This is a genomic window from Novosphingobium sp. APW14 (assembly GCF_032337075.1).
Taxonomy (GTDB): Bacteria; Pseudomonadota; Alphaproteobacteria; order Sphingomonadales; family Sphingomonadaceae; genus Novosphingobium.
This window is the reverse complement of record NZ_JAVYAB010000001.1, coordinates 48,117-60,845: the sequence shown is the minus strand read 5'-3', so window position 1 is coordinate 60,845 and position 12,729 is coordinate 48,117. Positions and strand designations below refer to the sequence as shown.

The following is a 12,729-nucleotide window of genomic DNA, read 5'->3' as shown; positions in this document are numbered from 1 at the left end:
ATGCTCCCCGAATCCAACTCCGATCCCTTGCTCGATGGCCTGAACGCCCCCCAGCGCGAGGCCGTGCTGGCAACCGAAGGCCCGGTTTTGATGCTGGCCGGCGCAGGTACGGGCAAAACCGCGGCACTTACCGCGCGGCTGGCCCATATCATCCGCAGCCGCCTGGCTTGGCCGAGCGAGATCCTCTGCGTCACCTTCACCAACAAGGCCGCGCGCGAGATGAAGGAGCGGGTCGGCCATCTGGTCGGACCAGCGGTTGAGGGGATGCCGTGGCTGGGTACGTTCCATGCCATCGCCGCCAAGATGCTGCGCCGCCATGCCGAGCTGGCCGGGTTGCAATCAAACTATACGATCATCGACACCGACGATCAGCTGCGGGTCCTGAAGCAGTTGATCCAGGCCGAGGGACTGGATGAAAAACGCTGGCCGCCGCGCCAGCTGGCCCAGTGCATTGATCGCTGGAAAAACAAGGGCCTGCGCCCGGAAGATCTGGATGCACTTGAGAATGAAAGCTTTGCCAATGGGCAGGGTCAGAAGTTCTATCGGCTTTACCAGGACCGGCTCAAAACGCTAAACGCCTGCGATTTCGGCGACCTCTTGCTGCACATGCTGACCGTGCTGCGCAGCCACCCCGACGTGCTGGAGCAGTACCGGCAGCGGTTCAAATACATCATGGTCGATGAATACCAGGACACCAACCAGGTCCAGTACCTGTGGCTGCGCCTGCTCGCCCAGCCGCGCCACAACATCTGCGTAGTGGGGGATGACGATCAGTCGATTTATTCATGGCGCGGCGCAGAAGTTGCCAATATCCTTAAGTTCGAAAAGGATTTTCCGGGCGCCAAGATCATCAAGCTGGAACAGAATTATCGCTCCACACCGGACATCCTTGCCGCAGCTTCAGGCCTGATCGATGCCAATAGCCAGCGACTGGGCAAGACGCTGTGGACCGAGCGCAATGGCGGCGACAAGGTCCGCGTCATCGGCGTCTGGGACGCGCCCGAGGAAGCCCGCCGCGTGGGCGACGAGATCGAGCGGCTGGAGCGCGAAGGCGCAAGCCTGAACCAGGCGGCGATCCTGGTCCGCGCCCAGTTCCAGACCCGCGAGTTTGAGGACCGCTTCATCGCCATCGGCATGGGTTACAAGATCATCGGCGGCTTCCGCTTTTACGAGCGGGCGGAAATCCGCGATGCCCTTGCCTACCTGCGCCTCATTTCCCAGCCAAGCGACGACCTGGCGTTCGAGCGGATCTATAATACCCCCAAGCGCGGCCTGGGCGACAAGACGCTGGAAAAGCTCCACCGCCATGCCCGGGTGCGCGGCGTGCCGCTGAGCCTGGCGGCGGTCGAGATTGCCGACACCGACGAGCTGCCGGCGCGGGCGCGTAACACACTGGTCAGCTTCATGCGCGATATCGCCCGCTGGCGCGATCTCGGCAAGACAACGTCCCCGGCAGAGCTTGTCCGCATTCTGCTGGATGAAAGCGGCTACACCGCCGCGCTGCAGGCCGAAAAATCGGCCGAGAGCGCAGGTCGACTGGAGAACCTGGTCGAACTGGCGCGGGCGATGGAAGAATACGAAACGCTCGGCGATTTTCTTGAGCACGTCAGCCTGGTGATGGACAACGAGGCAGCCGACGATGCCGAAAAGGTCACGATCATGACCATGCACGGCGCCAAAGGGCTGGAGTTTGACAACGTGTTCCTGCCCGGCTGGGAAGAGGGTGTCTTCCCCAGCCAACGCTCGCTTGACGAGGGCGGCCTGGCCAGCCTGGAAGAGGAACGCCGCCTTGCCTATGTCGCGATCACCCGTGCGCGGCGGCGGTGCACGATCCTGCATGCGGCCAATCGGCGGATCTATGGCCAGTGGACCAGCTCGATCCCCAGCCGCTTCATCTCGGAACTTCCGGAAGCCCATATTGAGCAGGAATCGACCCTGTCTGGCGGGGCATCGCTGTGGCGGGCGCAGTGGAGCGAGCGTGACGATCCCTTTGCCCACGTTGCGCGGGATAGCGCTGCGCGGGGCCAGTCACGCGGACCAGGCTGGCAGCGGGCTGCGGCGCAAAGCTATGATCCCACGCCCCGCCGCTTGCCCGAAGCGAGCCGCTCTGCCGCCAGCTTCGCTGCCAAACCGCGCAGCGACATCAGTCTTGGCGCGCGGGTGTTCCACGACAAGTTCGGTTACGGCACGGTTATCGCGCAGGAAGGCAACAAGCTGGAGATCGACTTCGAGGCCGCTGGCCCCAAGCGCGTGATCGACAGCTTTGTGAAGGTGGCGGACTAGAGCCTGTCAGACAGGCTCTAAAGCGCCGAAATCCCCAGGAAGCCGGGGATCGGGCCATTCCACTCGCCCGGCTCGCTGGGCGGGTCTCGCTCTTCGCGGCGTGGGCGTTCCTCACGCCGGGGCTTTTCGCTGCGGGCAGCGCGTTCGGCGCGGGGCTGTTCCTCACGCGGGGCTCGCTCTTCGCGACGCGGCTTGGCCTCACGCTCCGGCTTCTCTTCGCGGGCCTTGCGCTCACGCGGAGCGCGTTCTGCCTTGGGTTCGGCAGCGCCATCCAGCGTGTAGACCGGGATTTTCATGCCGGTCAGCTTCTCGACGTTCTCGATCGCTTCCTGGTCCTCGGGCGCCACCAGCGTAAAGGCGCGGCCAGTCGCCCCGGCGCGGCCGGTACGGCCAATGCGGTGAACGTAATCGTCCGGGTGCCATGGGGTGTCGAAGTTGAAGACGTGGCTCACGCCCTTCACGTCGAGACCGCGCGCGGCCACGTCGGAACAGCACAGGATGTTGATCGAACCGTCCTTGAAGCGGTCAAGCTCGGCAATGCGGGCCGACTGGTCCATGTCGCCATGGATCTCGCCAGACGAGAAGCCATGGCTCTTCAGGCTCTTGTTAAGCTCACGAACCGTGGTCTTGCGGTTGGCGAAGATCATCGCCGTGCCGACATTATCGGTCCGCAACAGGGTGCGCAGCACTTCGCGCTTGGTGCGCGACGAGGCCACCACCACCTTGTGCTGGGCAATATTGGTGTTGGTCGAGGCCGGGCGGGCAACTTCGATTGATTTCGGATTGGTCAGGAACTTGTCCGCCAGCTTCTTGATCGGCGGCGGCATGGTTGCGCTGAACAACAGGGTCTGGCGGGAGGCCGGCAACTTGGAGCAGATCGTCTCAATATCGGGGATGAACCCCATGTCGAGCATCCGGTCCGCCTCGTCGATGACCAGCAGGTCACAGCCGGTGAGCAGGATCTTGCCACGCTCGAACAGGTCCATCAGGCGGCCCGGGGTGGCGATCAGCACGTCAACGCCTTCGTTCAGCGCCTTGACCTGATCACCCATCTGCACACCGCCAATCAGCAGCGCCATCTTGAGATCGTGGTTCTTGCCATAAGCTTCGAAATTCTCGGCCACCTGGGCGGCGAGTTCGCGGGTCGGCTCAAGGATCAGGCTGCGCGGCATCATCGCCCGGCGGCGGCCGTGCGCAAGAATGTCGATCATCGGCAGCACGAAGCTGGCGGTCTTGCCGGTGCCGGTCTGCGCAATCGCGATCAGATCGCGCATCATCAGCACAGAGGGGATCGCCTGGGCCTGGATCGGCGTGGGCGTGTCATAGCCCTTGGCGGTTACCGCCTGGACAAGTTCGGGAGAGAGGCCGAGATCGGCAAAAGACATATACTGGGAATTTCCGGAAGAGATTGAGCGGCCTGCCGACCCCCACGGGGCCAATGCCACTTCTGGACCGCGCCCTAGGCGCAAACAGGGCGGAAAGTCAAGAAATCCGCCTGATCAGTCCTCAACCAACATGATTTCGCGGTAGCCCTGCACCTTGCACTTGGCCCCGCTGCGCGCCAGCAATTCGTCACGATCAGCGCAGAGCTGCCCATCGCTGTGTTGCGAGACAAGGAACCCGGAGTAGTAATCGCGGCCCTGGCAGGCCTTTTCCAGCGTCGCGCTGACCAGCCGCTGCCCACGCAGGAACAGCATCAGCTTGTTGCCGCCGCCCGATTGTACGCCCAGCAGCGCGTTGAGCGGCACGCACTTGCCCATCTTGCGCTCGATCACCCGCGGTGCGCGGGCGTCGCGCTCTTGGCTCGATACCGAAGCCGCCAGCGGCAGCGGCGCTGGCCGCGGACTGATCCGGATCGTCACGCGCTGTTCGATCCGGACCTGTTCGGCATTGGGCAGGCGGAACTGGTCGCGGAAGATCGGCAGGATCTGCTCTCCACCCTCGCTCAGCCGCGGCAAGGGATGCGCGGGAATTGAGACCAGCGGCGCCTTGTCCTGATCCAGCGGATCGCCGTGCGCCAGGCTCGGCTTCTCCTCGGCCGCAACGGCGGCGGCCATGCCAACCATACCCGCGGTCAGCGCCAGCGCCAGATGCGCGAGGAAAAGGGTGGAACGCTGCATTGCCCCGGTGAAATAGCCCCTGTGCTTGAACACGCGCTTAACCTGCTTGGCCCGCCCGCCGCAAGGGGCTGGAAAGCCCCTCTGCCCCATGCAATAGCGCAAGCATGGCACCTGAGCATGAGACGTTCCTGGCAGAAGCGGCCGCCCTGCTGGGCCCCCGCGGCCTGACCCGCGATGCCGATCTGGTCACCCCCTGGCTGACCGACTGGCGCGGCCGCTATACCGGGGCGGCGCTGGCGCTGGCCTCGCCCGCCAGCACGGTGGAGGTAGCGGACCTGGTCAAACTCTGCGCCCGCCATGGCGTGCCGATCGTGCCGCAGGGCGGAAATTCCAGCATGTCGGGCGGTGCCACACCCGATCAAAGCGGCCGGGCTATCCTGCTGTCACTGCGGCGGATGGCGGCTATTGACCCGGTCGATGCCAGCGCCCGCCAGGTCACCTGCGAGGCCGGAGTCGTCCTCCAGAACCTGCATACGGCCGCTGAAACCGCGGGCCTGCGCTTCCCACTTACCTTGGGCGGCAAGGGATCGGCCACGATCGGCGGGCTGATCTCCACCAATGCCGGCGGCACCCAAGTGCTGCGCCACGGGGTAATGCGCGCGCTGGTGCTGGGAATTGAGGCGGTCCTGCCCGATGGCTCGATCTATTCTGCCCTCACCCCGCTCAAGAAGGACAACCGCGGGTTTGACCTGAAGCAGCTGTTTATCGGGGCCGAAGGAACACTGGGGATCGTAACCAAGGCCACCCTTAAACTGGTGCCCGCTATCACCGATCGGGCGGTGGCCTGGGTCGGGCTCCCTTCGATCCATGCCGCGCGCGCGCTGCTGCTCCATTGCGAAACTTTCGCAGGAAACCTGCTGGAAGGCTTCGAGGTTATGCCCCGCGCCTGCCTTGACGCCGTGCTGGACTACCTGCCCGAAGCCCGCAATCCGCTAAGCGGGCCGCACGCCTGGCACGCCTTGATCGAGCTGGCCGCCGATGCCGAAAGCGCGGCCAACCTGCAGGACCGGGCCGAAGCCCTGCTGACCGGGGCATTCGAACGTGGGCTTGCCGAGGATGCAGTCCTTGCCGCCAATGAGACCCAGGCCGAGGCGTTCTGGACCCTGCGCGATTCTGTCTCGCCCGCCGAGCGCGCCAAAGGGCCGGCAATGCAGCATGACATTTCAGTCCCTGTGGCGGCCATGGCCGATTTCGTCGCCACGGCCGTTCCCGCAATTGAAGCCGAGTTTCCAGGCACCGAGGCGCTTGGTTTTGGCCACCTGGGCGATGGCAACATCCACTTTCACGTCCTCGCTCCCAAAGGCGTAATCCGGGGGGAATGGGAAGAAGGCCAGGGCAAGGCGATCAGCGCGCGGGTCCACGATCTGGTTACAGCGGCAAATGGCTCGATCAGCGCGGAGCATGGCATCGGCCAGATGAAGCGCGATGAGTTGGCCCGGTTGGGAGATCCCGTCGCGCTGGCCCTGCTGCGCCAGGTCAAGACAGCGCTTGATCCAAAGGGGTTGATGAACCCGGGCAAGCTGCTTGCGCTGCGCCCACACACCCCTTAAAGGCGCGGCTTTCCGCCCGGATACATTCCGTCCCGGGTCGCCAATCGGAGAGAATGCATGGCCAGCGCGCCGAACGCCACCAACCTGCCGCTGTTCTACAAGGACCTGATGCCGCTCAACAGCCGCGATCACGTCAATTACAAGAGCCGCGGTACCGACCAGGCAACCTGGCTGGTGGGCACGCACGCCGTGCCGCTTACCGCAGAGGAATTCATCCACGCCGGTCGCTTTTATCCGATCGTTTTCGCCTCGGCCGAACAGCCGGTGCCGCTGGCGCTGATGGGCCTGAACGAAGGTGTGAACCTGTTCGTTGATGACGAAGGCAAGTTGACCAACGTCGACGTTTACATCCCGGCCTATGCCCGCCGCTATCCCTTCATGCTGGCCAAGCTTCAGCCCGATTCGGATGAACTGTCGCTTTGCTTTGACCCCACCAGCAACCTGGTGGGCGAATTCGAAGAAGGTAACCCGCTCTTCGATGGCGAAGAACCGAGCGAAGTCACCAAGGGCATGCTCGAATTCTGCAAGAACTTTGAAGAAGCCGGCATGCGCACCCAGCAGTTCGTTGACGAACTGAACAAGCATGACCTGCTGATGGACGGCGAAGTATCGATCCAGCAGCAAGGCTTCGATCAGCCTTTCATTTACCGCGGTTTCCGCATGGTTGATCAGGAAAAGCTGCGGGACCTGCGCGGTGACGTGCTGCGCACGATGAACCAGAACGGCATGCTTGCCCTGATTTTCGCCCATCTGTTCTCGCTTGACCTGATCAGCGGCCTCTTTGCCCGCCAGGTTCAGGCCGGCAAGGGTCCAATCAGCGCAGCGGACCTCGAACCCAACGCAGCCTGAAAACAGGTCTGACGGCCTATGCTTCCGGGGCTTGCATAAGCCCCGGCCTAGGCATATCTTCTTAATCGTCTTGTCGGGCTGCCCTCATGGCCTGGCAGGGCGTGGTGCACTCTGTGCACCTCCTCCCTGAACCTAGGCCACCTCGCCATTGTTGCGAGGTGGCTTTTTTCTTTTCGCTACTCGGCTGCTTGGGCCCAAGGGGCTGGTTCCGCCTGCCCAAGTTCTGCAACTTCGCTGGCTAGCCGCCGCACCAGCCCGGTCAAGATGTCAACCATGGCGGCAAACCCGCCCCCCGGTTCCGCCAGCCGCGCATCAAGATAGCGCGACCGGTCTATTTCCAGTTGTACGGCATGGATACCGCCAGTCGGGGCAGCATGGCGTTCCAGAACATACCCTCCGGCATAGGGACGATTGTGCGCGGCCGTCCGCCGCTGCTGCGCGAAATAGCCGAAGCAACTGGCCACCAGCGCCCCGTGGCAGGTGGTTCCAAAGCGGTCCCCCAGCACGAATTCCGGTGGCGGCAGACCATCGCGCAGCCCCAGCGGCGGCATTGAATGCAGGTCAATCAAGAGCGCCGCTCCCCACCGCGATCGCAGTTGCACCAGCGAGTCGGACAAGCATTGGTGATAGGGTGTGTGAATCTGGTCGATCCGATCGACCAAGTCCTTTCGGTCAAGTCGGTGCTTCCACAGCTCTCCAAGACCAGGCAAGCGGCGCGGGATCAGCCCCAGGCCACTGCGGGCCCGCAGACCGGGTGTGTAACTGCCAAGGCCACTGGGTTTGCCCTGGGCGAACATGTCCCAATCAATATCTTCGGTCGCCCGGTTCAGGTCGATCATGGCGCGCGGGGCGTGAGCCACCAGCAAGGCCGCTCCGGTGGCGCTGGCCACGGCCTCTCCCAGCAGATCGACATAGCGATCCTCCAGCCGCAATGCGGCATAGTCCGGGTTGCGCATCCGCTCGATCAGGCTGCCGGGATAGGCACGCCCGGCATGGGGGACAGCGATCAGCACCGGCACCCGCGAGGCATCGCTTTGACGAAGCGTAAAGGCCGCCTGCCCCGGGCTGCCGGGGATTGCGCCTCCAGGAATTTCCGGCGAATCACGTTGGGCGAATGGCTCGGACAGCATGACATCACGCTGGCCGCCGATAGGGTTTCTGTCAAAGCCTGCGAGACCGGTTGCAGGAAGAATCTTAACGGGTTTGCCGGTAAGGCAGACGGGGTCGTAAACTGCCTTACAACTTTCGGGACCAAGCATGATCCGCATTCTCCTTGCCGAAGACGAAGAAGCCATGCGCACTTACCTGGCGCGCGCGCTGGAGAATGCCGGGTATGACGTTGTTTCGGTCGATCGCGGCACCGCGGCTTTGCCACTGCTGGAAACCCAGCATTTCGACCTGCTGCTGTCCGATATTGTGATGCCCGAAATGGACGGGATCGAACTGGCCCAGCGTTGCGGGGAAATCAGCCCGGCAACCAAGGTTATGTTCATCACCGGGTTTGCCGCCGTTACGCTGAAGGCCAACCGCGATGCGCCGCAGGCCAAGGTGCTGTCAAAGCCGTTTCACCTGCGCGATCTGGTGCTGGAAGTAGAGCGGATTTTCGGCAATCCGTCGCAAGCACTCATCTGATCTGAATTTTGCGCCATCAAGCTGCTTGCATACCGCGTGCAGCCTCGCTAATGGCGCATCCCTGCCCGGGGCGACGGCCCCGGGTGGAACCTGAATGGTGCCGGGCGTATAGCTCAGTGGTAGAGCACTATGTTGACATCGTAGGGGTCGCAAGTTCAATCCTTGCTACGCCCACCATTCATTGAAAAGGCCCCGGTTTCCCGGGGCCTTTTTCGTTTCTGGCCAGTTGGTGGGGCTTACTTGCCCTGCCAGTTCGGCTTGCGCTTTTCAGCGAAGGCGGCAGCGCCTTCACGGGCGTCTTCGCTCGCGAAGACCGGCATAACGATCGCACCCTGCTTCTGCCACATCTCTGCATCGGTCCATTCGTGCGACTGGCGAATCACCGCCTTCGACGCGATCAGTGCCAGCGGGCCGTTTTCGGCCACACGGGCAGCCAGTTCAAGCGCGGCGGGCAGCGAGGGGCCTTCAACCACGCGGTTGACGAAGCCCAGTTCATAGGCACGGGCAGCGTCAATGAAATCGCCGGTCAGGGCCAGTTCCATCGCGATCCGCGGTGGGATCTGCCGCGGCAGCTTGATCAGGCCACCGGCTGCAGCCGCCAGGCCACGCTTGGCTTCGGGAATGCCAAACTTCGAACCGGCGCTGGCCACAATCAGATCGCACGACAGGGCCAATTCCATCCCGCCTGCCAGGGCAAATCCGTCAATCGCGGCGATCACCGGCTTGTTCGGGGTCCATTCGGTCAAACCACCAAATCCGCGGCCTTCGATGCTGGGACGCTCCCCGCGCAGGAAGCCCTTAAGGTCCATGCCCGAGCAGAAGGTTCCACCGGCGCCGGTCAGCACGGCACAGCGCAAGTCGTTCTCAGCTTCCAGTCGGTCCATCGCGGCGCTGATGCCTTCGGCCTGGGCCTTGTTCATCGCGTTCTTGGCTTCGGGGCGGTTCATCGTGACGATCAGCACGCCATCGCGGACTTCGGTAAGGACTTCGGGGGCTTCGCTCATAAGTCTTATCCTCTCGGCAGGTGTTTAACCGGACGATTAAAGCGCCAATGCTGCAAGGTCCAGCCCTTACTTGCGTGACGCGACGCCTCTGCTAAGGGAGCGCCTGAAATTCCGCTAACTCCCCAGTGAAAGACTTACGCGCGATGGCCAAGATCAAGGTAACCAACCCCGTCGTCGAAATGGACGGCGATGAGATGACCCGCATCATCTGGCAGTGGATCCGTGAACGGCTGATCCTGCCCTACCTCGACATCGACCTGAAGTATTATGACCTCTCGGTCGAAAAGCGTGACGAAACCAACGACCAGATCACCGTCGACGCCGCCAATGCCACCAAGCAATATGGCGTTGCCGTGAAGTGCGCGACGATCACCCCGGACGAAGCCCGCGTCGAGGAGTTCAAGCTCAAGAAGATGTGGAAGTCGCCCAACGGCACGATCCGCAACATCCTGGGCGGCGTCGTCTTCCGCGAACCGATCGTGATCCAGAACGTGCCGCGCCTGATCCCGGGCTGGACCGATCCGATCGTGGTTGGCCGCCACGCTTTTGGTGACCAGTACCGCGCCACCGACACCCTGATCCCGGGTCCGGGCACGCTGCGTCTGGTCTTCGACGGCGAAAACGGCGAATCGATCGACCTTGAAGTGTTCAAGTTCCCCAGCGCGGGCGTCGCCATGGCGATGTACAACCTGGACGATTCGATCCGCGACTTTGCCCGCGCCTCGCTCAACTATGGTCTCAACCTGGGCTGGCCGGTTTACCTTTCGACCAAGAACACGATCCTCAAGGCCTATGACGGCCGCTTCAAGGACCTGTTCCAGGAAGTCTACGAGAACGAAGGCTTCAAGGAAAAGTTCGCCGCTGCCGGGATCGTCTACGAACACCGCCTGATCGACGACATGGTCGCCTCGGCGCTCAAGTGGTCGGGCAAGTTCGTCTGGGCCTGCAAGAACTATGACGGCGACGTCCAGTCGGACCAGGTAGCCCAGGGCTTTGGTTCGCTCGGCCTGATGACCTCGGTGCTGATGACCCCCGATGGCAAGACCATCGAGGCCGAAGCCGCCCACGGCACCGTCACCCGTCACTATCGCCAGCACCAGCAGGGCAAGGCAACCAGCACCAACCCGATCGCCAGCATCTTCGCCTGGACCGGCGGCCTGCGTTATCGCGGCAAGTTCGACAACACCCCGGAAGTGGTGAAGTTTGCCGAAACGCTGGAACGCGTCTGCATCGAAACCGTCGAAAGCGGCAAGATGACCAAGGACCTTGCGATCCTGATCGGCCCGGAACAGCCCTGGCTGACCACCGAAGGTTTCTTCGAGGCGATCGTCGAGAACCTCGAAACGGAAATGAAGGCCTGGGCCTGATCCCAGCTGCCTGACCGGTAAAAGAGATCAAGCCCCCTGCCCGCAAGGTCAGGGGGCTTTCTTTTGCGCGGCTCCTGCCGCTAAGGTCCGTCCATGGCCGGACCAACCGAAATCACCTCTCCCGCAGTTGGCGATGCCCTGGTGATCCTGGGCGCAGCTGGGGCGATCATCCCGGTCTTCGCCCGCTTTCGCATTACCCCGATCATTGGCTTCATCCTGGTGGGCCTGCTGATCGGGCCGTTTGGGCTTGGCCGGCTGGTGCCCTTCGCGCCCTGGCTGGAGCACATCACCATTGCCGACCCCGCCACGCTTGCCCCGGCGGCCGAGATGGGGATCATCCTGCTGCTGTTCTCAATCGGGCTGGAGCTGTCATTTGCCCGGCTCTGGTCGATGCGCCGGCACGTGTTCGGGCTGGGCGCGCTGGAACTGCTGATCAGCGCGCTGCTGGTTGGCGCCGTGCTGATGGTGCTGGGAAATTCGCTGCCAACCGCGCTGGCGCTGGGCCTTGCGCTTGCCTTGTCCTCGACCGCGCTGGTGCTGCGCATCACCGATCCGCACACGCCCGTGGGCCGCGCCGCGCTGGCCATGCTGCTGTTCGAGGATATTGCCCTGATCCCGATCATCTTCCTGCTGGGGGCGATGGGGCGCGGCGGCGCGGCCCAGGGCGGGGCAGAAATGTTCGACACGCTGTGGCAGGGCGCGCTGGTGATCGTGGCCTTGCTGGCAATCGGCCGCTTTACCCTGCCGCACCTGTTCGCTCAGGCGGCCCGGACGAAAAGCCCCGAACTGTTTCTGGCCGCCAGCCTGCTAGTCGTTATCGGCGCGGCGCTGGCAACGGCGGCTGTCGGCCTCTCGCCCATCTTCGGCGCGCTGGTTGCCGGCCTGTTGATCGCCGAAACCGAATACCACACCGAGGTTGAGCGGATCACCGAACCATTCAAGGGCCTTGCGCTGGGGGTTTTCCTGATCACCGTGGGGATGAGCCTCGACCTGGCCATGGTGTTCGAGCAGTGGAGCCAGATCCTGATCGGGGTTGTGGCCGTATTGATGGCCAAGGCCCTGGTCACGGCCGTGCTGCTGCGATCGATGGGTGCCCGCTCTGGCACGGCGACCGAAACCGGAATCCTGATGGCCAGCCCGTCCGAGACTACCCTGATCGTGCTGGGCACGGCCAGCGCGGTGCAGCTGATCAATGCCGATGCCGCGCAGTTCTGGCAGACGGTAACCGCAATCGGGCTGACCATAACGCCGGGCCTGGCCTGGCTGGGCAAGCGCCTGGGCCGCCGGGTGGAAGGCCAGCGGCCGGTGGTTGACCTGCCCGAGGACGATGTCCCGCGCGCCATCGTGGTTGGCATGGGCCGCGTCGGACGGCTGGTGGCCGATATGCTGCGGGTTCACGACAAGCCCTTTGTCGGGATCGATGGCGATGCCGATACCGTTACCCGCGCGCAGGTTGATGGGTACCCGGTGGTGTTCGGTGATGCCGCGTGGGAGAGCACCCTGCACCGGCTGGGCGTGGAACGGGCCAGCGCCATCATCCTGACCATGGATGAGCCAGTCGCGGTGCAGCGGCTGGTCCGCAAGCTGCGCGTGGCCTATCCCGACCTGACCATCATCGCCCGTGCCCGCGATGTCAGCCATGCCGCCCTGCTTTACCGCGCCGGGGCGAGCCATGCCGTGCCCGAGACGCTCGAAAGCTCGCTGCAGCTATCAGAAGCCGTGCTGGTTGATCTGGGCGTGCCGATGGGGCCGGTGATCGCCTCGATCCACGAAAAGCGCGACGAGTTCCGCGCCCAGATCATGGAAGAGGGCGAACTGGACGAGAAGCCGCGCCTGAAGAGCGCCGGCCTGCGCGAACGCCCGTCAGCCTGAACGCTGCGTCCGTAGCTGTCCCTAGCCCGCGATTGGCGCAGGCTTAGGTAGC

10 protein-coding genes and 1 tRNA gene are annotated in these 12,729 nt (G+C 63.6%); 7 read left to right on the top strand and 4 right to left on the bottom strand.

Annotated elements, in window-relative coordinates:
- A complete protein-coding gene (locus RQP55_RS00280) occupies nucleotides 1-2,283 on the top strand; it encodes an ATP-dependent helicase (protein ID WP_315608614.1) in 2,283 nt (760 codons plus the stop codon).
- 17 nt (nucleotides 2,284-2,300) lie between these two features.
- Here the strand turns inward: RQP55_RS00280 and RQP55_RS00275 are convergent, their stop codons facing one another.
- Together RQP55_RS00275 and RQP55_RS00270 are read right to left on the bottom strand one after the other, a co-directional pair.
- The gene (locus tag RQP55_RS00275; RefSeq protein WP_315608180.1) at nucleotides 2,301-3,668 is read right to left on the bottom strand and encodes a DEAD/DEAH box helicase; all 1,368 of its coding nucleotides are present in this window, start codon (nucleotides 3,666-3,668) and stop codon (nucleotides 2,301-2,303) included.
- Nucleotides 3,669-3,782: 114 nt separating this feature from the next.
- Complete coding sequence (locus RQP55_RS00270) at nucleotides 3,783-4,493, bottom strand: hypothetical protein (protein ID WP_315608179.1); 711 nt, start codon at nucleotides 4,491-4,493, stop codon at nucleotides 3,783-3,785.
- Nucleotides 4,494-4,507: 14 nt separating this feature from the next.
- On the opposite strand from RQP55_RS00270, the gene RQP55_RS00265 reads away from it, so the two are divergent.
- Together RQP55_RS00265 and RQP55_RS00260 are read left to right on the top strand one after the other, a co-directional pair.
- Nucleotides 4,508-5,953 carry an FAD-binding oxidoreductase gene (locus tag RQP55_RS00265; RefSeq protein WP_315608178.1) on the top strand — a complete coding sequence of 482 codons (1,446 nt, stop codon included), beginning with the start codon at nucleotides 4,508-4,510 and terminating at the stop codon, nucleotides 5,951-5,953.
- A 57-nt stretch (nucleotides 5,954-6,010) separates the two neighbouring features.
- A complete protein-coding gene (locus RQP55_RS00260; RefSeq protein WP_315608177.1) occupies nucleotides 6,011-6,802 on the top strand; it encodes a SapC family protein in 792 nt (263 codons plus the stop codon).
- Between the two features lie 176 nt (nucleotides 6,803-6,978).
- On the opposite strand, the gene RQP55_RS00255 is transcribed toward RQP55_RS00260, so the two are convergent.
- Nucleotides 6,979-7,932, bottom strand: coding sequence for an N-formylglutamate amidohydrolase (locus RQP55_RS00255; RefSeq protein ID WP_315608176.1), 954 nt, complete (start codon nucleotides 7,930-7,932; stop codon nucleotides 6,979-6,981).
- A 127-nt stretch (nucleotides 7,933-8,059) separates the two neighbouring features.
- Between RQP55_RS00255 and cpdR the strand changes: the two genes are divergently transcribed.
- Together cpdR and RQP55_RS00245 are read left to right on the top strand one after the other, a co-directional pair.
- Nucleotides 8,060-8,434 carry a cell cycle two-component system response regulator CpdR gene (cpdR, locus tag RQP55_RS00250; protein ID WP_315608175.1) on the top strand — a complete coding sequence of 125 codons (375 nt, stop codon included), beginning with the start codon at nucleotides 8,060-8,062 and terminating at the stop codon, nucleotides 8,432-8,434.
- A 102-nt stretch (nucleotides 8,435-8,536) separates the two neighbouring features.
- Nucleotides 8,537-8,611 (top strand) — tRNA-Val (locus RQP55_RS00245).
- A gap of 59 nt (nucleotides 8,612-8,670) precedes the next feature.
- Here RQP55_RS00245 and RQP55_RS00240 read toward each other — a convergent pair.
- The gene (locus RQP55_RS00240) at nucleotides 8,671-9,438 is read right to left on the bottom strand and encodes a crotonase/enoyl-CoA hydratase family protein (RefSeq protein WP_315608174.1); all 768 of its coding nucleotides are present in this window, start codon (nucleotides 9,436-9,438) and stop codon (nucleotides 8,671-8,673) included.
- A gap of 143 nt (nucleotides 9,439-9,581) precedes the next feature.
- On the opposite strand from RQP55_RS00240, the gene RQP55_RS00235 reads away from it, so the two are divergent.
- Nucleotides 9,582-10,805, top strand: a complete 1,224-nt coding sequence (locus RQP55_RS00235; protein WP_315608173.1) for an NADP-dependent isocitrate dehydrogenase — start codon at nucleotides 9,582-9,584, stop codon at nucleotides 10,803-10,805.
- Nucleotides 10,806-10,898: 93 nt separating this feature from the next.
- Nucleotides 10,899-12,677, top strand: coding sequence for a cation:proton antiporter (locus RQP55_RS00230; protein WP_315608172.1), 1,779 nt, complete (start codon nucleotides 10,899-10,901; stop codon nucleotides 12,675-12,677).
- Nucleotides 12,678-12,729: the final 52 nt, after the last annotated feature.